At 64.2% G+C, this 19,513-nt stretch carries 19 protein-coding genes and 1 pseudogene; 11 read left to right on the top strand and 9 right to left on the bottom strand.

Going from position 1 to position 19,513, the window contains the following annotated elements:
* Positions 1–22: 22 nt before the first annotated feature.
* Both ilvD and KO481_RS19630 read right to left on the bottom strand, forming a co-directional pair.
* Positions 23–1,864 (bottom strand): dihydroxy-acid dehydratase, encoded by a 1,842-nt coding sequence (gene ilvD / locus KO481_RS19625; protein ID WP_215918637.1) that lies wholly within the window; start codon positions 1,862–1,864, stop codon positions 23–25.
* A gap of 425 nt (positions 1,865–2,289) precedes the next feature.
* Positions 2,290–2,838 carry a PH domain-containing protein gene (locus tag KO481_RS19630; RefSeq protein ID WP_215918638.1) on the bottom strand — a complete coding sequence of 183 codons (549 nt, stop codon included), beginning with the start codon at positions 2,836–2,838 and terminating at the stop codon, positions 2,290–2,292.
* Between the two features lie 356 nt (positions 2,839–3,194).
* On the opposite strand from KO481_RS19630, the gene KO481_RS19635 reads away from it, so the two are divergent.
* From KO481_RS19635 to ilvC, 3 genes are all read left to right on the top strand, one after another.
* Complete coding sequence (locus KO481_RS19635; protein WP_215918639.1) at positions 3,195–5,123, top strand: acetolactate synthase large subunit; 1,929 nt, start codon at positions 3,195–3,197, stop codon at positions 5,121–5,123.
* Entirely contained in the window at positions 5,120–5,623 is a 504-nt protein-coding gene (ilvN, locus tag KO481_RS19640; protein ID WP_215918640.1) for an acetolactate synthase small subunit, read from the top strand. The genes KO481_RS19635 and ilvN overlap by 4 nt, the downstream gene beginning before the upstream one ends.
* A gap of 347 nt (positions 5,624–5,970) precedes the next feature.
* Positions 5,971–6,972: a ketol-acid reductoisomerase gene (gene ilvC / locus KO481_RS19645; RefSeq protein WP_215918912.1), complete on the top strand. Its 1,002-nt coding sequence runs from the start codon at positions 5,971–5,973 to the stop codon at positions 6,970–6,972.
* 81 nt (positions 6,973–7,053) lie between these two features.
* On the opposite strand, the gene KO481_RS19650 is transcribed toward ilvC, so the two are convergent.
* Both KO481_RS19650 and KO481_RS19655 read right to left on the bottom strand, forming a co-directional pair.
* The gene (locus KO481_RS19650; RefSeq protein ID WP_308166694.1) at positions 7,054–7,845 is read right to left on the bottom strand and encodes an SAM-dependent methyltransferase; all 792 of its coding nucleotides are present in this window, start codon (positions 7,843–7,845) and stop codon (positions 7,054–7,056) included.
* A 151-nt stretch (positions 7,846–7,996) separates the two neighbouring features.
* Positions 7,997–8,236, bottom strand: coding sequence for a hypothetical protein (locus KO481_RS19655; RefSeq protein WP_215918642.1), 240 nt, complete (start codon positions 8,234–8,236; stop codon positions 7,997–7,999).
* A 575-nt stretch (positions 8,237–8,811) separates the two neighbouring features.
* Between KO481_RS19655 and KO481_RS19660 the strand changes: the two genes are divergently transcribed.
* A complete protein-coding gene (locus tag KO481_RS19660) occupies positions 8,812–9,432 on the top strand; it encodes a DedA family protein (protein WP_215918643.1) in 621 nt (206 codons plus the stop codon).
* A 451-nt stretch (positions 9,433–9,883) separates the two neighbouring features.
* On the opposite strand, the gene KO481_RS19665 is transcribed toward KO481_RS19660, so the two are convergent.
* Positions 9,884–10,300 carry a PPOX class F420-dependent oxidoreductase gene (locus KO481_RS19665; RefSeq protein ID WP_215918644.1) on the bottom strand — a complete coding sequence of 139 codons (417 nt, stop codon included), beginning with the start codon at positions 10,298–10,300 and terminating at the stop codon, positions 9,884–9,886.
* A 292-nt stretch (positions 10,301–10,592) separates the two neighbouring features.
* On the opposite strand from KO481_RS19665, the gene KO481_RS19670 reads away from it, so the two are divergent.
* Both KO481_RS19670 and KO481_RS19675 read left to right on the top strand, forming a co-directional pair.
* Positions 10,593–11,753 (top strand): McrB family protein, encoded by a 1,161-nt coding sequence (locus KO481_RS19670; RefSeq protein ID WP_215918645.1) that lies wholly within the window; start codon positions 10,593–10,595, stop codon positions 11,751–11,753.
* A gap of 2 nt (positions 11,754–11,755) precedes the next feature.
* The gene (locus KO481_RS19675; RefSeq protein WP_215918646.1) at positions 11,756–12,940 is read left to right on the top strand and encodes an McrC family protein; all 1,185 of its coding nucleotides are present in this window, start codon (positions 11,756–11,758) and stop codon (positions 12,938–12,940) included.
* An 851-nt stretch (positions 12,941–13,791) separates the two neighbouring features.
* On the opposite strand, the gene KO481_RS19680 is transcribed toward KO481_RS19675, so the two are convergent.
* Both KO481_RS19680 and KO481_RS19685 read right to left on the bottom strand, forming a co-directional pair.
* Complete coding sequence (locus KO481_RS19680; RefSeq protein WP_215918647.1) at positions 13,792–14,145, bottom strand: VOC family protein; 354 nt, start codon at positions 14,143–14,145, stop codon at positions 13,792–13,794.
* Between the two features lie 224 nt (positions 14,146–14,369).
* Positions 14,370–14,738: pseudogene (locus KO481_RS19685) on the bottom strand (nuclear transport factor 2 family protein); the annotation flags it as partial.
* Positions 14,739–15,010: 272 nt separating this feature from the next.
* On the opposite strand from KO481_RS19685, the gene KO481_RS19690 reads away from it, so the two are divergent.
* The 3 genes from KO481_RS19690 (at position 15,011) to KO481_RS19700 (ending at position 16,267) form a co-directional block, all read left to right on the top strand.
* On the top strand, positions 15,011–15,445 hold the full coding sequence (locus KO481_RS19690; protein WP_215918648.1) for a guanyl-specific ribonuclease: 435 nt from the start codon (positions 15,011–15,013) through the stop codon (positions 15,443–15,445).
* Between the two features lie 269 nt (positions 15,446–15,714).
* Positions 15,715–16,071: an MmcQ/YjbR family DNA-binding protein gene (locus KO481_RS19695; RefSeq protein WP_215918913.1), complete on the top strand. Its 357-nt coding sequence runs from the start codon at positions 15,715–15,717 to the stop codon at positions 16,069–16,071.
* The gene (locus KO481_RS19700; protein ID WP_215918649.1) at positions 16,055–16,267 is read left to right on the top strand and encodes a nuclear transport factor 2 family protein; all 213 of its coding nucleotides are present in this window, start codon (positions 16,055–16,057) and stop codon (positions 16,265–16,267) included. Before KO481_RS19695 ends, KO481_RS19700 begins: the two co-directional genes overlap by 17 nt.
* Before the next feature lie 21 nt (positions 16,268–16,288).
* On the opposite strand, the gene KO481_RS19705 is transcribed toward KO481_RS19700, so the two are convergent.
* Together KO481_RS19705 and KO481_RS19710 are read right to left on the bottom strand one after the other, a co-directional pair.
* Positions 16,289–16,681, bottom strand: a complete 393-nt coding sequence (locus KO481_RS19705; protein ID WP_215918650.1) for a DUF4352 domain-containing protein — start codon at positions 16,679–16,681, stop codon at positions 16,289–16,291.
* Positions 16,682–16,985: 304 nt separating this feature from the next.
* Positions 16,986–17,978 carry a GIY-YIG nuclease family protein gene (locus tag KO481_RS19710; protein ID WP_215918651.1) on the bottom strand — a complete coding sequence of 331 codons (993 nt, stop codon included), beginning with the start codon at positions 17,976–17,978 and terminating at the stop codon, positions 16,986–16,988.
* 162 nt (positions 17,979–18,140) lie between these two features.
* Here KO481_RS19710 and KO481_RS19715 point away from each other — a divergent pair, with 162 nt between their 5' ends.
* A complete protein-coding gene (locus tag KO481_RS19715) occupies positions 18,141–18,653 on the top strand; it encodes an NUDIX domain-containing protein (protein ID WP_215918652.1) in 513 nt (170 codons plus the stop codon).
* Between the two features lie 72 nt (positions 18,654–18,725).
* The gene (locus KO481_RS19720; protein ID WP_215918653.1) at positions 18,726–19,505 is read left to right on the top strand and encodes a bestrophin-like domain; all 780 of its coding nucleotides are present in this window, start codon (positions 18,726–18,728) and stop codon (positions 19,503–19,505) included.
* The last annotated feature ends 8 nt before the right edge of the window (positions 19,506–19,513 follow it).

Below are 19,513 nucleotides of genomic sequence, written 5' to 3' on the forward strand. Positions count from 1 at the left end.
CCGGCCTTCTTGCTGGGTCTGCTCAGGGCACCCGGCGAACCGCGCCCTTGTCGGCCGAGGTCGCCAGTGCCGCGTACGCCCGAAGTGCGGTGGTAACGGTGCGATCCCGGGCGACCGGCTGCCACGGGCGCTCGCGCGCATCCATTTTCGCGCGGCGCTCGGCCAAAACCTCGTCGGAGACCAGCAATTCGAGCGCGCGGGTGTGCACGTCGATACGAATGCGGTCACCGTTCTCGATCAGGCCGATGGCGCCGCCGCTGGCCGCCTCGGGGGACATGTGCCCGATGGACAGGCCCGAGGTGCCGCCGGAGAAGCGGCCATCGGTGATCAGAGCACACACCTTGCCCAGGCCCAACCCCTTCAGGAACGAGGTGGGGTGCAGCATCTCCTGCATGCCCGGTCCGCCCGCAGGACCCTCGTAGCGGATCACCACCACATCGCCCGGCTGGATCTTCTTGGCGAGAATCGCGGAGACAGCGTCCTCCTGGGATTCGAGCACCACGGCCGGGCCCTCGAAGGTGAACAGGTCCTCGTCGATGCCGGCGGTCTTGAGGATCGCGCCGTCCAGGGCGATATTGCCGCGCAGCACGCACAGCCCGCCCTCGACGGTGTAGGCGTGCGCGATATCGCGGATGCAGCCGTTGTCGGCATCGGTGTCCAGCGAGGACCAGCGGTTATCGGTCGAGAACGGCACGGTCGTGCGCACGCCGCCCGGTGCGGCGTGGAAGAGCTCGACGGCCTCGTCGCTGGCCTTGCCCGAGCGGATGTCCCAGGTGTCCAGCCACTCGTCGAGGGTGCGGGTGTGCACGGAGGTGACGTCGGTCTCCAGCAGTCCGCCGCGGCGCAGCTCGCCGAGGATGGCGGGGATGCCGCCGGCGCGGTGCACGTCCTCCATGTGGTAATCGGAGTTGGGGGAGACCTTGGACAGACAGGGCACCCGGCGCGAGATCTCGTCGATGGTGCCGAGATCGAAGTCGATCTCGCCCTCCTGCGCGGCGGCCAGGGTGTGCAGCACTGTGTTGGTCGAGCCGCCCATCGCCACGTCCAGGGCCATCGCGTTGCGGAATGCCTTGGCGTTGGCGATGTTTCGCGGCAGCACCGAGGCGTCGTCCTCGCGGTACCAGCGATTCGCGATCTCGACGACCGCGGCTCCGGCCCGCTCGAACAGCGCGCGGCGCGCCGCGTGGGTGGCCAGCGTGGAGCCGTTGCCGGGCAGGGCCAGACCCAGCGCCTCGGTCAGGCAGTTCATCGAGTTGGCGGTGAACATGCCCGAACACGAACCGCACGTCGGGCAGGCGCTGCGCTCGACCTCGGTGAGGCCGTCGTCGTCGACATCGGGGGACGCGCTGGCCGAGATCGCGGTGATCAGGTCGGTCGGCGCCTGCGCGACACCGCCCACGACCACGGCCTTACCGGCCTCCATCGGCCCGCCCGAGACGAACACGACCGGGATGTTCAGCCGCATCGCGGCGTTCAGCATGCCCGGGGTGATCTTGTCGCAGTTGGAGATGCACACCAGCGCGTCGGCGGTGTGCGCGTTGACCATGTACTCCACCGAATCGGCGATGATCTCGCGGCTGGGCAGCGAGTACAGCATGCCGCCGTGGCCCATCGCGATGCCGTCGTCGACGGCGATGGTGTGGAATTCGCGCGGCACGCCACCCGCGGCCCGCACCGCGCCCGCCACGATCTCGCCTACGTCCTTGAGGTGCACGTGGCCCGGCACGAACTGGGTGTACGAGTTCGCGATGGCGACGATCGGCTTGCCGAAGTCGGAGTCGGTGAGGCCGGTGGCCCGCCACAGCGCGCGTGCGCCTGCGGCATTGCGTCCGGCCGTGGTGGTGCGTGAACGAAGCGGTGGCATGAGTGTTGGGTCCTCGAATCTCGTCGCGGGGGCTGTTCAGCGACAGCGAGTGCCTGAACGGCCTATTTACGTTACTCCCGAGTGAGGAGGTGGTGGACCGCCGGTGGGCGGGTGGTTTGCGCCGCGCGTCGATCGTGTCCCGGACGCGAGCGCACCACTACCAGCGTATACACCGCGGCCGGTATTCCCTCGCCGCGCGACCTACTACTGGCCGGTTAGCTGCGCGCGGATGCGTGCGCGGCTGACCCGCAATGTCGGCAGTCCCGATGCGGGTGATGTATCCGCGTTCAGGTGCCCGATCGTTCAGGTGCCGGAATGGAAGAGGACTCGCTGCGGGCGCCCGCTGCGATGCGGTCTATGTGGGAGTGCGCTGGTTCGCGGGCCGCGCGGAGAGCCGTTCGTCATGCGCGGCGATGTGTCCGCCCTCAGCTGCCGGACTCGGACGTGGGCTCGGTGTCGGCCTCGGCAATGTCCGGCCCCTCCGTAATGTCCGGCCCCTCAGTGGCGGGTGTCGTGTTTTCGGTGCTCTCGCCGTCGGTGTTCTCCGACACATCCTCGGCCCGCTCCGCTTCGGCTCGCTCCGCCTCGGCCTTGGCCGCCGCCGCCTCTTCCGCCGCGGCGAACGGGTCGGGAATGCGGCCGCCGGAGGCCTCGATCAGGGCGCGCAACCGGTCGTAGCCGACGGCGGGGAGCTTCACCTCGGACCCGTCCGTGAGGTGCGCGCGCACATATCCCCGCTTCGGGATGCTCACCCCCTGCACCTGTGACCAGTCGATATGCCGGGAGCCGAAGAAGGTCCGCAGGTCCAGCCCGGCCGCGGACACGGTGGTGCGGGTCCGCTCGACCCAGATCGCGGCCGCCGCTGGGATCGCGAACAGAATCCACATCACCTGGGGCCAGCCGAAGAACGGGAATGCCGCGCAGAACAGCAGCAGGAAAACCCCGATGTGAACCAGGCGGGGGATTCTGATCACCCGACCCGTATCAGCTCCCGCCTCGGCGGTGTGGGACGATCGAGCAGGTGGCACGGACTGATGCGACGAGGACACACCCTCATCCTCGCATTATGGCGAACGGACACAGATAACCGCCCTGTCTCACATAATGGGACGCCAATGTCAAGTAATTTGACTCCACGCCTCACGCACACATACCGTCGTTTGCGTGAATCGAATCGAGCTCCTCGTAATCGGCCGGCGCGTCCAGCGCTGAGACTGATTACTTCAGCTCGCAGCTGCGACGCGCCACCCTCGACCAGCCTTGGCTGTCGGGGGCTTTTTTGTGTTCAGGTCAGTTCCGCAAGAACGACAAGCAGTAAAGGATCAAGACGGTGAGCGCACCTACCGCTCGGCCCGGGCCCAGTGCCCGCAGGCCCGCGCCCACGGCTACCCAGCCGACACCTGCGGCTACTGCCGCCCCGAACCGCCGCCAGATCCCGCCCGAGCGGGTCACCGGCGCGCAGTCGGTCGTCCGCTCCCTCGAGGAGCTCGGCGTCGACACGGTCTTCGGCATTCCGGGTGGTGCGGTACTCCCGGTCTACGATCCGCTCTTCGACTCCACCAAGGTGCGTCACGTCCTGGTCCGGCACGAGCAGGGCGCCGGTCACGCGGCGACCGGCTACGCGCAGGCCACCGGCAAGGTCGGCGTGTGCATGGCCACTTCCGGCCCGGGCGCGACCAACCTGGTCACCCCGATCGCCGACGCCCAGATGGACTCGGTGCCGCTGGTCGCCATCACCGGCCAGGTCGGCCGGAGCCTGATCGGCACCGACGCCTTCCAGGAGGCCGACATCTCCGGCATCACCATGCCGGTCACCAAGCACAACTTCCTGGTCAACGACCCGATCGACATCCCGCGCACGATCGCCGAGGCCTTCCACCTGGCCGCCACCGGCCGCCCCGGCGCGGTGCTGGTCGACATCCCCAAGGATGTGCTGCAGGCGAACACCCTGTTCAGCTGGCCGCCGGAGATGCACCTGCCCGGCTACCGTCCGGTGACCAAGCCGCACGGTAAGCAGGTGCGCGAGGCCGCCCGGATGATCATGGACGCCAAGGCCCCCGTGCTGTACGTCGGCGGCGGCGTCATCAAGGCCGACGCCTCGGCCCAGCTGCTGGAACTGGCCGAGCTGACCGGCATTCCGGTGGTGACCACCCTGATGGCACGCGGCGCGTTCCCGGACAGCCACACCCTCAACATGGGCATGCCCGGCATGCACGGCACCGTGGGAGCCGTTGCGGCGCTGCAGAAGTCGGACCTGCTGATCACCCTCGGCGCGCGCTTCGACGACCGCGTCACCGGACAGCTCGACTCGTTCGCCCCGAACGCCAAGGTGATTCACGCCGATATCGACCCGGCCGAGATCGGCAAGAACCGCCACGCGGATGTGCCGATCGTGGGCGACTGCCGCGAGGTGATCGCCGAGCTGATCGAGACCCTGAAGGCCGACCCGGCCGCGAAGGGCGCTCCGCTGCTGGAACTTTCGGAGTGGTGGAGCTACCTGGACAACATCCGCACGAGCTACCCGCTGGGCTGGAATCCGCCCTCGGACGGTTCGCTGTCGCCCGAATTCGTCATCGAGAAGCTGGGCCAGCTCGCGGGTCCGGACGCCATCTACTGCGCCGGTGTCGGCCAGCACCAGATGTGGGCCGCCCAGTTCATCAAGTACGAAAAGCCGCGCACCTGGCTGAATTCCGGTGGTCTGGGCACCATGGGCTACGCCGTTCCGGCCGCGATGGGCGCCAAGATGGGCGCGCCGGACAAAGAGGTGTGGGCGGTCGACGGTGACGGCTGCTTCCAGATGACCAATCAGGAGCTGGCCACCTGCGCCGTCGAGGGCGTGCCGATCAAGGTCGCGCTGATCAACAACGGCAACCTGGGCATGGTCCGGCAGTGGCAGACGCTGTTCTACGAGAAGCGCTACTCCAACACCGACCTGGGCACCCACACCCTGCGCATCCCCGACTTCGTGAAGCTGGCGGAAGCCCTTGGCTGCCACGGCATTCGCGTGGAGAAGGAGGAGGACGTGGAGGCCGCGATCCGCGAGGCGCAGTCCATCAACGACCGCCCCGTGGTGATCGATTTCATCGTGGGCAAGGACGCGCAGGTGTGGCCGATGGTCGCCGCCGGCACCTCCAACGACGAGATCATGGCCGCGCGCGGCATCCGCCCGCTGTTCGACGACGACGAGGCGGCCGCCGAGCCGTCCGTCATCCACGAGGCGATGGCGCACGGGCGGGAACAGAAGGGCGAGAACGAATGAGTACGACCCACACGCTGAGCGTGCTCGTGGAGGACAAGCCGGGCGTGCTGGCGCGCGTGGCGTCGCTGTTCTCCCGCCGCGGCTTCAATATCGAGTCCCTCGCGGTCGGCGGCACCGAGATCCCGGAGATCTCGCGCATGACGATCGTGGTGACGGTGGAGGATCTGCCGCTCGAGCAGGTCACCAAGCAGCTGAACAAGCTGGTCAATGTCATCAAGATCGTCGAGCAGGACGCCGACAACTCGGTGGCCCGCGAGCTGATCCTGGTGAAGGTGCGCGCCGATGCGAGCGTGCGGACGCAGGTCATCGAGTCGGTGAATCTGTTCCGCGCCAAGGTGATCGACGTCTCACCCGACGCGCTGACCGTCGAGGCGACCGGGACGCGGTCCAAGCTCGATGCGCTGCTGCGGATGCTGGAGCCGTACGGGATCCGGGAGATCGTGCAGTCGGGTGTCGTCGCGGTGGGCCGCGGGCCGAAGTCGATCACCGCGACTCGCTAACGCTCGCCACGGTGCCGCACTGTGTCTCTGGGCACTCCGCAAGCTCCGTGCCGGGCTAACGCTCGCCGCGGTGCCGCGCTGTGTCTCTGGGCACTCCGCAAGCTCCGTGCCGCGATAGGTACCTGTCCGCAGGCTTCGTACCAGCAGGTAATGGATGGGCACTGCAAAGATGCGGTGCACCGGAGACTAATGTGGTCGCCGATCGAAGGTTGGCGCACTGCTTCCCGCAGCTGCGGGGTCCGATCGAAATTGATGAATTGAACTGAACGTGCGCTTCGGCGTGCACCGCACATTCCCCGCCCGCCGGGGATGAGCCTCTCAGAAGGGAAACACCAGTGGCTGTCGAGATGTTCTACGACGACGATGCCGACCTGTCGATCATCCAGGGCCGCAAGGTCGCCGTCATCGGTTACGGCTCGCAGGGGCACGCGCACTCGCTGAGCCTGCGCGACTCGGGCGTCGAGGTCCGCATCGGCCTCAAGGAGGGCTCCAAGTCGCGCGAGAAGGCCGAGGAGGCCGGTCTGACCGTCGGCACCCCCGCCGAGGTGTCCGCGTGGGCCGACGTGATCATGGTGCTCGCCCCCGACACCGCGCAGGCCAAGATCTTCACCGAGGACATCGAGCCGAACCTGAAGGACGGCGACGCGCTGTTCTTCGGCCACGGCCTGAACATCCACTTCGGCCTGATCAAGGCCCCCGCTGGCGTCACCGTCGGCATGGTCGCCCCGAAGGGCCCGGGCCACCTGGTCCGCCGTCAGTTCGTCGACGGCAAGGGCGTTCCGGCCCTGATCGCCATCGACCAGGACCCGAAGGGCGAGGGCCAGGCCCTGGCGCTGTCGTGGGCCAAGGGCATCGGCGGCACCCGCGCGGGCGTCATCAAGACCACCTTCAAGGAGGAGACCGAGACCGACCTGTTCGGTGAGCAGGCCGTGCTCTGCGGTGGCACCGAGGAACTGGTCAAGACCGGTTTCGAGGTCATGGTCGAGGCGGGCTATGCCCCCGAGATGGCCTACTTCGAGGTGCTGCACGAGCTCAAGCTGATCGTCGACCTCATGTACGAAGGCGGCATCGCCCGCATGAACTACTCCGTCTCCGACACCGCCGAGTTCGGCGGCTACCTCTCGGGCCCGCGCGTCATCGACGCCGACACCAAGAAGCGCATGGAAGCCATCCTGAAGGACATCCAGGACGGCACCTTCGTCAAGCGCCTGGTCGCCAACGTCGAGGGCGGCAACAAGGAGCTCGAGGGGCTGCGTAAGCAGAACGCCGAGCACCCGATCGAGGTCACCGGTGCGAAGCTGCGTGGGCTGATGAGCTGGGTGGATCGCCCGATCACCGAGACCGCGTAAGGGTTTTCGCTGCTTCGAGGGCCCGTTCGCCGAAAGGTGAGCGGGCCCTCGGCCGTGTGACGATGCGGATGCTCGCGGCGGTCATGGTTTGCGGCAGATGCCGCCCAGCCAGACCATCTGGGTCGTGGGCTGTTCGCCGTCGAGCCAGTCCTGTACCGGCACCACCCCGCCTCCGAGGAACTCGAATCCGTCGAAGAATCCGGCCAGCTCGGTCCGGGAGCGGGAGACGAATTGCGTTGGGCTGCCGATGTTGTGGGATGCCAACTGAGCCATGCCGGCCGGACTGACTTCGTCGGATGGGTGCGTGAAAGCCACATAGCTGCCCGACGGGATCGCGGTGCGGAACCGCGCGATGATCTCGGCCGGATGTTCGTCGTCCAGCACGAAATGCAGGATGCTACACAGCAGGATCGCCACTGGCTGTTCGAAGTCGATCAGCGCGCCGGACCGCAGCCGGTCGATGATGTCGTCGGGTCGGCGGACGTCGGCCTGCATCGTCGTCACGCCCGGCGTGCCGGACAGAAATGCGTTCCCGTACGCGTGCACGACCGGGTCATAGTCGATAGACACCACCGTTGCCGCCGAGTCGACCTTCTGGGCGACCTCATGCACGCTGGGTGAGGTGGGAATGCCCGCACCGATGTCGATGAACTGCCGTATGCCCGCCTCGGCAATCAGCTCAACGGCTTTCAGGACGAACTGGCGGCTGAGGCGGGCCACGGTCCGGCTGTCCGGCGCGATCGACAACAGCCATTCGGCCAGCGCCCGGTCCGCCGCGTAATTGTCCCTGCCGCCCAGGAAGTAGTCGTATACCCGCGCCGCGCTCGGCGTGGATGGGTCGATCCCTTCGGGTACCCGCTCGATATCCGGCACTCTACCTCCTATAGAGCTGCGCTGATCGTAACAAGCGATCGATTGCCGGCGGCCCGTTCCGACGTCCTGTAGATCAGCCCACCACCGCGAACGGCGACGGCCCGGCACCCTTCCCGGGTGCCGGGCCGCAATCCACGGATCAAGCGGGAGATCAGTCCCAGTCGGAGCCCGTGGGCAGGTAGTGCCGGAACCAGTCCGGGTGGAACCAGTGGTCGCCATCCCAGCCGCGGTCCCAGCCACCGTGCCGGCCGTCGTGATCCCAGTGGTGATCAACCGGGGCAGCGGTCACCGGGGCGGCCGAGGCCGGGGTGGCCAGGGCGGCGGCGGGAGCCGCGATGATCGCGCCGGCCAGGACGGCACGGGTGAGGTTCTTGCGGGTCTTCGACAGCAAAGCAAAATCCTTCCAACTCAACTGCAGCTTCGATGCGTTAGCTGCGGTGTGGGTGAGCGTCGCATGGGTATGCGGCGATCTGGACCCATCGCTAATATCTGGCATTCACTGGGGTCCGTTACAGCTGGATTGACTTCCGGAATGCGAAAATTCCCTGGTCTCGGGGTATGTCGGCGCAACTGGGAAGCGGGCCCAATTGTGACGATGTTTTGGGGGAATCGATGGTTGGAAGTTGTTAAATCAGCAATGACTCGGCATCCCTGTTGGTTGTCGATCTGCTTGTTGTGCGTTGGCCACCCATTGGCGTGAAGGCCGACAACCGCGCCTCTGGATCGGCGCTGCCCGACCGGCCGCCGGTTACCCCTTCCTCGCTCGTCGACATGCCGGGTCGGCGTGCCCTGGAAGGTGTCGCGGTCGGGCACGCCGTAGCTGATGTTGAGCGTGTGCGGGTGGTAGGACCAGCCGGCCTGCCCCGTTGTGCCGCTGAACCTGTAGTTGAGCTGACACCGAAGCGCCTGTGCGGTGTCAACGAATAGTGTGGGCGGCGGCGTCCGGCAGTGGATACCGTCGAGGATATGAACTCGCTCGTGGAGCGGATACTGAGCTTCTCGCCGGTGTGGACCTACCTGGTTGTGGCGTTGCTGGTGTGCGCTGAGGAGGCGATGGTCTTCGGACTGCTGGTGCCCGGCGATACCGCGGCGGTCCTGGCCGGCGTCGCCGCGAACCGCGGACATCTCGACCTGCCGACCACCCTGGCTCTGGTAGTGGTGGCCGCGATCGTCGGTGCCAGCATGGGATTCGGCTTCGCCCGCTTCTACGGCGAACGATTGTTGCGATGGGCGATCTTCGAACGCTATCGCGACCGCCTCGACCGATCCGGCCGGTTCCTGGACCGCCACGGCACAAAGGCCCTGGTAGTCGGCCGCTTCAGCACCTTCTTCCGAACGATGCTGCCCCAGTTGGTCGGCATGTCCACGATGCGCTACCGACGCTTTCTCCTGGCCAGTACGGCAGGCGCGATCATCTGGGGTTCGGCGATGGTGATGGCCGGGTATGCGATCGGGCAGTCGTTCACGGTGATTCTGAAGCGAGTCAACTCGTGGGTGGCGGTAGTGCTCGTGGTCGTCGTGGTGCTGGGGGTGGTGTTGTGGAAATGGCGCCGGCACCACCGGACCGAACCCAGTACCTCGGACTGACGGCCCGGCCACCCATTCCCGCGGCCTCCCGAGCAGTGCCGAACAACGGCCCCGCCCCGAAATCAGTTGCCGCTGAACGATCCCGACTGCCATCGCGGATGGTGATGCCGGTGGTGGTTCCACGAATCCCAGTTGTCCCGGTGGCTTCGAGGATTCCACCGGTTCCAAGGCCCCGGCTCATCCCACGGATTGGTCCACTGATCGCGCCACACCTGCGCAGCGGGCGAACTGCCAACCGTCGCAGCCTGCGCCGGAATCGCCAGCACGGCAACCGAAACGGCGCCGATCACACCCGCCGCAACCAGACGTCTACTAATCGAAAACACGGTGACCCCTCTCAACTCGATTGCCCCGCTTACACTCTCGCGGGTTCCGAGTCGATGGTCACGGGTGCTGGCACGAGTTCCGGGTGAAACCATCCCGGAGGATGACCCCTCCTCCGGGGCAACCCCTATGCGACGGTCCGCGTTTCACCCTCAGGGTTGCCCGGATCGATATGCCAGCTGTGAATCCGCCGAGGATGAATCCGAATGATCTGATTCGCAAACCACTCCGGGGCCACCGGCGGAGTCTCGACGGCCAACACCTCGGCCTCCCCGCGAATGATGACACCACGCCCCCAACCGGGCTTGACCTCGCCCGGATCGTCCGGGGTCATGTCATCCACCACGAAGCTGACGTTCGGATTGGCTTTGACGTTCCGGTACCGCTGCGAGTTCGGGTTGGGGCCACCGATGTCGATGGTGCCGTCGGGGTTGAGTTGGAAGCCGACGGGGGCGATGAGGGGGAGGCCGCCGGGGGTGACGGTGGCCAGGCGGCCGAGGGGGTGGGTGAGGAGGTAGGTGCGTTCGATCTTGGTGAAGGGCATGGGGTGACGCTATGACCTCAACTCCAGTTGAGGTCAATCGCCCAATGAAGCATGTCCGGACCGGACAGAGGCAACCCGCCGCGCCTGCCATGGAGGTTGTCGGTTGAACGTTAGCCTTCTTGTTGTGGCAGCCCCTGAGACTCGCAACTTGGACTATCTCTGGCCGAGCCTGCTGTCGTCTCGGGCTCTGCTCCCTGTCTCGTCATCGCAGGGCAATCCCGGCAGGTCGGATCTCGGCGCGGCCGGAGGTTTCCGCGAGCAATAGAAAATATTGGAAGGAACTCGTCGATCAATGGCACGCATTCTGAATATTGTTCCGAGTGAGCAAAGAATTCGACCACACAAGCTCGAAGAAGGCGTTACCTGTCAGTACAAAGTGATCGAGGCTGATGACGGTCAGCGGCTGGTGCATTTGTCTACCTTTGGGTCGGATGGGCGTGAGTCGCCGCCCAAGAGCAGTCAGTCGATGCAATTCGATCGGGAACATGCGCTCGAGCTTATCGGAATTCTGCAGAATGCGTTCGGGCGTGGAGCTCAGCGGAATCGGTCAGATGAAGAGGTAGTCGAACCCAATTTTCTCGATGCTACCGATAAACTTGCAGATGAGCTCAATGTATCGAAGGATTGGCTGCAACAGTGTATCGAGCTGATACGGGATCGTCCACAGCTCGTGTTCTATGGACCACCGGGTACGGGTAAAACATATATAGCCAAGGCGATCGCGGAGCATATTTCCGGTCACGACAACGTCATGATGGTTCAATTCCATCCATCATATTCATATGAAGATTTCTTCGAAGGGTTCAGGCCGAGCAAATCGAATAACGGACAGCTACTTTACGATGTTCATCGAGGACCTTTGAAGACTATGGCAGATGCGGCAACGAAGAATCCTGACAAGATATATACGCTAGTTATCGACGAGATGAACCGTGGAAATATAGCCAAGACGTTCGGCGAGCTGTACTTCTTGCTCGAGTATCGCAACAATGATCTGAGTCTGATGTACTCCGATGAGATGGACCCGGCATTTTCCCTGCCTAAGAACTTGGTCATTATCGGCACGATGAATACAGCTGACCGGTCGATTGCACTTCTGGATTCTGCAATGCGTCGCCGCTTCGCTTTCGTTCCTCTGCATCCGTCGGAGGAGCCAACGAGGAGTATCCTGCGTGAGTGGCTCAAGAAGGGGAAGCATGCTGATGAAATTGCTGACCTTCTGGATACGCTCAACGCCGAGATCGACAGTGATGATTACAAGATTGGGCCATCATATTTTATGCGGTCGGCTGCTCTGACACCCGATGGGATCGAGCGTACGTGGCGCACGTCGATCCTCCCGCTTCTGGAGGAATATCATTACGGTGATCGGAATATTGTTGTTCGCGAGAAGTATTCTTTGAGCAGGATTCAAGGAATTGCTTCGGATAGTCGCTCAACGACGGACGCTTAGGAATGACGAATAGTCTGGACCTCATCGAATGGGGAGATGCCGGTCTGCTAGAGCTCTCTCGGGCTGAGTACGAGACCCTGACCGAGCTGAAGATAGCAGGTGTTAGCCGCAAGTCGGGTAGTAAGTTTGCAGTCAAGCCTCGGCGGCACGTCGGATCGATCCGATTCGGCGGCGTGCAACTGAATGTGCGACCCAAAATAACCGAGATAAACAGGCTTCTGTTCTTCATAGGTTATTGCTCGAATCCCGCGATATGGCGGGACGAGTTCGTTCGTCTCGATAAGGCCGATGGATTGTTCCCAGCGGTGGCGGAATCTTTCGTGCGCTTGGTGTCGCGTGCCATCGAACATGGATTACTGCAAGGGTACGGTACGACAACCGACAGGCTACCCGTGCTGCGCGGGCGAGTGCTGTTTCGTGAACAGATCGCCAGGAACTTCGGTCTGCCGTTACCCATTGCGGTTGAATACGACGACTTCACAACTGACATCGTGGAGAATAAGATAATTCTACTCGCGGCTCTTCGGTTGCTGGGCATGCCTGAAATTGGGACCTCGGCCCGGCAGCATCTGAGCAGAATCCGGATATTGTTGGATGACATTACCCTTCCGCGAAGATCTACTGATTCCCTCCCGTGGACCGCGAGCCGCCTGAATGTCAGATACCACGACGCCCTCAGGCTATCTGAGGTTATCTTGGACAATAGCTCGTTCGACCAGGCCAATGGCCCGTTGGTAGTGTCGGGGTTCATGTTCGACATGTCGAGGATCTACGAGGACTTCGTCACGGGCGCGATCGGCATGGCGATGCAGCAATTCGGCGGCAGTCCGAAGGTTCAGGCTGAGCGGTACATGGACAAGGCCTCCAAAATGAAGATCAGACCTGACCTTGTGTGGCTTGATGAAAACGGCGTACCGGTTGCGGTGGTCGATGCCAAGTATAAGGCTGAGCGGCCAAAAGGGTTCCCCGAAGCTGATCTGTACCAAATGCTGACATATTGTTCGGTCTTGGATCTAAGCGAGGGGCATCTTGTTTACGCGAAGGGTAATGAGTCGGCGCGGAGGCATGAGATTCGGAACTGCGGCATAACAATCCACTGCCATGCTTTGGATCTAGGATTGTCGCCTACTGATCTATTGAATTCGATCGATGCACTCGCGCACACGATTCTAGGAAAAGGCAGTTGATTCCCGCTAGAACATCTCCGTCGGATTACCATTAGCCGCGGCAAATTTCGACACTCAGCCCACAGGCTGCGGAGCAGCTCTGTCGAGAGTCTGGTTACGAGGACCGTGATTCGTGTTGCCAGTCGTATAGGAGGTGAGTGTCGTGATTAGGTCGATCGTCTTCGATGTGGGGGAGACGCTGTTGGACGACATGCGGGAGTTCGGGGCCTGGGCCGACTGGATTGGTGTTCCTAGGAATACGTTCTCAGCGGTACTCGGGGCGGTCACTGCTGCTGGGCGGAACAACGCGGAGACGTTTCAGTACTTCCGGCGTGGCTTCGATGTGGCTCGGGAGCGGGAGCTTCGGGAGGCAGCTGGGTGTGGGGAAGAGATCCAGGAGGGGGGATTCTGTATCCGGACGTTCGGGGCGCGATGTCGGCTCTGCGGGAGCGGGGGTTGTGGGTTGGGGTGGCCGGGAACCAGACGGCTCGGGCGGCTGAGCTGTGGTCGAGGTCATTGATTAGATGCCCACGTGTCAGGCCGTCTGCTGCCGGGTCGTCGTCGAGCTGGGTCCAGGTGATGCATTGGGAGCGTCTAGTTCATCGCCTCCCAGCTACACGCCGGGACCAGTCGGCCTGCCTCCACCCAGTGTTGCCAGCGCTTGGCGCTTGCGGGGACAGTCCTTTGCTGAGCATTCACGGTGGACCTGGGTGATGCGGTGGGCCTGGGCCACCGTCGGAGGGCGAGCTTGTGCTGCGTGCGTGTACGGTGCAGGCGCGAATTCCGCACCGGGGTAAGGCTTCTGCCGCCGGTGTCTGCGGCGGGCGCTTTGGTTATGGTTTTCAATCGGCTTCTCGTCGCGCGCGTAGGGATCAGTAGTACTCGACCAGGCAGAATTCGTGGTCTTCTGGATCGGTCATTACGACAACCACACCCTGGGGGTACTCGTGTCGCTCGCCGGTGTGCCGGCCGCCGAGGGTGATCACCTGGGCGATGCCCTCGTCGATGTTGTCTACGGCGATGTCCAGGTGTAGGCGGACCTTGCCGTGTTTGGGTTCGGGGACGGGTTGGAAGATCAGGCGGGGGTGGGGGTCGTTGGGGTGGCCCAGGTAGATCCAGCCGGGTTCGGAGGGGCCCTGGGGGCGGTTGAGGAGGGTGCTCCAGAAGGTGGCTACTCGGGGTACGTCTAGGCAGTCGATTGTTACGCCGATCCAGCGGTTCGTCATTTCGTCAGTATTCCTGTGCGGTCACCCTGATCGGTGGGTGTGGAGCAATCATCAGGTGCAGCAGCCTCTTTGACGCCTTCGAGGTGGTGTGGATCGATGTCAGCTATCGATGCCGCCTTGAATCGACGTTGTGCTGGGCCCTGTAGCTGCAAGTTCGGCACTGGACGCTGGAAGTCACGGCGGCGCAGCAGGTTTCGCAGCCCACCCCGTGATCGGGATAGAAGTCACTTGGTGCAGGCCGCGGCGATGGAGACGCTGTTCTCGTACAGGTGGTGCCGGGTGATGCGACCGTTCTCAACGGTCGGGCGCACTGCGAAGGGGCGCTCGAATGATTTGCCGGTGGCACGTACGGTTCCGGAGAGGTGTCCGAAGAGGACGGCGTCCGTGTCGTCGATCAGGCAAGTGTCGATACTGGCCTGGGCGTCCTGCGAGACGGTGTGGGCCATCAACTCATCGAACTGTGCGGCGCATTCGGCGGCGGTCCGGCGCGGCCTGATCCAGGGGACCACGGGATTCTCCGCCGGCCGCCAGTCGACCTCGTCGGCGAACAGGGCGGTGAGTTTGTCGGTGTCGCCGTTGGCGCGGGCGGCGAGGAAGGCGTCGACGGTGGCTCGGGTGGCGTCTGTTGCTGTGGTGCCGACTGCCTATACACACGACATTCGCATGGCTTCGGCGCAGGGGCGATTATCTCGGAGGTAACGCCTGTTGGTTGTCCCACGCCCGCCGACATGGCGGTCCCACGGCTCGGCGCGGGCAAACAACACTATTTCGGCGATGTTGGCGATTCATTCACCCCGGGATGTCAGGCTGACAGCTCTACGGAGCACCAACAGTTGGTGTGGGGCAGTTGAGGATAGGGGATCCTATGTCATCGAAACGATTGCAGTCCAAGGCTGTTGCGTCGCTGGCCGCCGTGGTGCTGGCCGGCCTCACCGCGATGTCGGTGCTGCTCGGCGGGGTCGATGCCGTGCGGACGCCGGGGATTACCGTGGCCGCGGCCCAGATTCAGCAGGTGGGCTGCGCGATTCCCGATCGTGCGTGGCAGACGTTGAAGTTGATCGATGCCGGGGAATGGCCGCCGAACGATGGGTCCGGTACCAAGGGTGGGACCACCTGGACCGATCGTGAAGGGTCGCTGCCGCGCACGGGGGCCAATGGGAATCCCGTGCACTACACCGAGTGGGACGTCAACGAGAAGCAGCCGGGTCAGACGCGCGATGCCGAGCGGATCGTGACCGGTGATGACGGAACGGCCTGGTACACAGGCGATCACTATGCGAGCTTCTGCCAAATGCGTTGACGCGCTGGTCCGCTGTGGGTAAGGCTGAGTATGCGCGGCAGCTCGGCTCCGGCTCAGCCGTGGGGCAGCGCAATCTGGGGTCGAACATGGCAGTGCCATCCGGGCCCATCACTACATCTGGAGAAGGTCGGCGTGATCGCTGCACGTGTGCGCCGGTCGGCCCCGGTAGTGCTCTGTGGCGGAAACCGGGTTCGGTCTGTAGCTGCCAGGTGGATTCCGTCGCCCTAATCGGGCCGGAATATGTCGGTGCCCCCTGCGATCATCGGCAGGTGATCACAGTGGACGACGTACGCGACGTGGCGCTGCGACTGCCGCGCTCGTATGAGGTGATTGTGCGCGATCGCATCAAGTTTCGGGTGGGGCGGATCGTGTATGTCGCCTTCTCGCGGGATGAGACCGTCATGGGGTTCGCCTATCCGAAGGAGGAACGGCCGGCGCTTATTGCCGCGGAACCGGAGACGTTCCTGATGCCGCCAGCGTCGGATCAGCGGTACAACTGGGTGGACTGTTCGATGGCAGCGCTGGACGAGCACCGGATGCGCGAGCTGGTGGTCGATGCCTGGCGCATGGTGGTGCCGAAGTTTCTGCACGACCATCCGAGTACGAGTATTGGGCGACGACGGTAGCGATCGGGACGTCGCGAACTGGGTGAACAGCGAGATCTTCGGCACGAATGGCCGGATGGATGTCGAATCGGTGACCGATGGTGGGCGGGCGCTGGTTGCGCAATTCACCAACGATCGCTGGGGTGCGATGCGCACGGCGTGGCGTTTCACGGTCGACGGCGACAAGATCTCTCGCTTCGATACCGGCCAAGCTTGATCGCACGGCGGCCGGGCGTCGCTAGGTGGTCAGCTGAATTACCGTGCCGCACACCGTATCCCGCAGCGATCGAGCGGTAGTGGTCGTCGGGATGTCGTACCAGAGCTCGACTTCCAGGCGGTCGCCCGCGCCGATCTCCACCTCATCGGGCTGGCGTTTGATGCGCATCGCGTCCACGCTCGTTGGATATTCGGCGCCGGCGGCATCCAGGAGCCGATAGTCCGAGGTGCGGGTCGTGTGATAAGTGGCGTCGGAGTTGGTGATCACCACGCGGATCCGTACGAACTGGCCCTTGGGATCCCACTCGGCGTGGGTGCCGATCACATAGCCGATACCCGGCTGCACGACCAGGGGCGTGACGGTCAGCTTTGCGCAGTCACCGGGCGTGCGCGCATAGGGGGTCGTGGTTGTCACGGGTGGAGGTGTTCGGACCGGCGCGCTCGTGCAGCCGGTCAGCAGGACACTCCCTGCCAGCACAACGAGAAACCAACGCACCTGCCAAGAGTAGATCCGCCTGGCGGACCACACAGCGGATCCACGATTGATACACCCGAACCCGCACAACGACTGCCAGGTCTCGAAACCAAATAGCATGAGGCCATGACCCTGTACCTGTTCGCGGGAATTCCGGTGCGTAATTTCACTGCGGCGTACGGAAGACTACGTACAACGACCCGGACGGCAACGAGATCGGGTTCGGCGGACTGCCGGGCTGAGCCTACTGCTCCTCGCCGAAATCCATCTGTTGCCGATACGCCTCGGCCAGCACGTCATCGGCCAGATCCGGGTTGTGGTTCTTGGCGTAGCGCGACACCCCGCGGCGCATCATCCGGATGTTGAGGCTGTAGGCCAGGTCGAAGAAATCGTGCCCGCCGGTGACCGAGTCGACGTTGATGTCCTCCTCGATGAGGTCGTAGAGGCCGAAGACCCAGGACCAGACCCGCTGATTGCGGTAGGTGCCCGGGAGCGCGTGGAACAGGTCGCTGTCGATGCTCAGATCTTCATCGGTCATGCCCTGGGGCACATCGACATTCATGCGGATCGTGGTGTAGAGGCTGCCGTCGTCGAGCTTGCTCTCCGAGACGAACAGCGTCTCCAGGTTGCCGCAGCGCAGGGTCATGAGGCGGCGGCCGTACTTGGAGCGGGTGGGTAACGCGGAGATATTCCACAGGTAGCGTTGGGTATTCACCGGATCGGGGACAGTTTCGTTGATGTAGAGCGCGATTGCGGCGCGCAGCGCGGGATAGTCGTTGTGCCGGTGCAGTTCCCAGTAGCGCAGCCGATGCTCCGAGGTGGCGCCCGAATCGACCGTCACCCGTGCGGTGCGGTTCCAGGGCAATACGATCTCGCGGGCCCGCTCGGCCGTGACGTCGTCGTCCTTGTCGTCCGCGGAAAGGTACACCCACTGCTTGTTGCGCAGTTCCTTGGTCTGCTCCAGCAGTTCGATCAGGCGGTCCTCGGCACGGTCGAGATCGTCGGCCGGCCAGGGGGCGAAGTCCAGCGTTTCGATGTCGTTCCACATCCGGGCGTGCGCGGAGAATCTGGCCGCGACATTGACCGATTGCCCCACGTAGGCCTCGCCGTCCGCGAAGTGCAGGACGTACAACCCGCACAGGGTCGCCTCGGCGGCCAGGATCGGCGTGACGGTACCCAGGCCGGACACGGTGTAGCACGTGAATCGGTACTCGGGCTCTGGTCCATCGTTCGCCATGCCACATCGATATCAGAGTTGCCTGACGGCGGGGTAATTTTGGGCGTCGATCAGGGCCTTTCGACGGGGTTGCCGCAGGGCGATTCCAAAGGTCGGCGCGGTGAGGCGGCGATATGAGATCGTGGTCGGCGAATGGGTACGGTTTCCGGAAGTGAAGCCCTCATGGTGAGGGCTGGTGAGGTCGGTGTGGGCATGCATGCCTCGTTCGAGCAAACGGATTACACTCCAGAGGTTTTCGCCCGACCGTGGTTGGCCGCAGGTGCGTTGTTCGTGCGCGAGGAGTCGCTATTCCTGGTGCACAAAACCTATGGGGACGACTGGGACATCCCGGGGGGCTTCGTCGATGTGAGTGAGGCGCCGGTCGAGGCGTGCCGGCGGGAGATCGCGCAGGAGCTGGGCATCGCGCGCGTGCCGCGGCGGCTGCTGGTCTGCGATTGGTCCCCGCACGACGGGACCGATCGGCTGCTGTTCGTCTTCGACTGCGGTGAACTCGGCGACGAGTCCGCTGTCGTGCTGCAGGACAGCGAGCTGGATCGCTGGGAGTGGGTGCCGATCGCGGCCCTCGAGGACTATGTGGCGCCGCGGTTGGCGATCCGCCTGCAGCGGGCCTATGCGGCGTACCACGAGGGCGGCACGGAGTACTTGGAGCGCGGCGAGCCCGTACCGGCCGACTGAGACCCGCCGGGGCGACACGCGGCTGGCGCACGGCAACACATCCGGGCGCATCCGCCGCCACGAATACCCGGCATGACTCAGGAATTGATCGTCGCGATCGCGGCGGCGATCCTGGCGATGGCCGTCTTCGTGATCGGGGATCGGTTGCGCCCCAAGTCCTGGCGCCACACCGACGACGAGGCCGCGGGCACGCTGGTGCTGGACCTGAGCAAGACGTTCTTCACCGCCGTGGTCGCCTTCGTGGTGGTGATCTGCTGGCAGCAATTCCAGAACGCGCACAGCCACACCGTCACCGAGGCAAAGGGATTGGTCGACGCCTACTGGGTGGCGCACTTCATGCCCGAGCCCGATCAGCAGCGGATCGAGGGCCTGCTGCAGGCCTACACCCATCAGGTCGTGAGCCAGGACTGGCCGATGATGAACCAGCACGGGCGGCTGAGCCCCACCGCGCAGCACACCCTCGACACCGCGCGCGAGGCGGTGACGGCGGTCCGCTCGACCGATCCGGTGGTCACCGATCAGCGTTCACGGGCCCTGGCGAGCCTCGAGAAGGTCGCCGAGGCGCGTAGCGATCGCACGTTGGACCAGGGGCACAGCATTTCCGGATTCCTCAATGTCGTGCTGCTATTCGGCACCGTCCTGCTGCTGCTGAATCCGGTGCTGTCCGGGGTGCGGGTGAGCTGGCGAAGTGTCGTGATGACCGGGCTGCTCGGGGTCGTGGTCGGCTCGGCACTGCTGGAGATCCACAAGCTCGATCAGCCCTATGCCGGTGTGGTCGTCGTCTCGCACGAGGCCTTCGACCAGGCGCTGTCGCGGTATCAACAGATCAGCTCGGTGACCGGCAACGAATGAGGTTCGCG

Origin of the sequence: Nocardia albiluteola (assembly GCF_018860155.1) — a bacterium.
Lineage (GTDB): Bacteria > Actinomycetota > Actinomycetes > Mycobacteriales > Mycobacteriaceae > Nocardia > Nocardia albiluteola.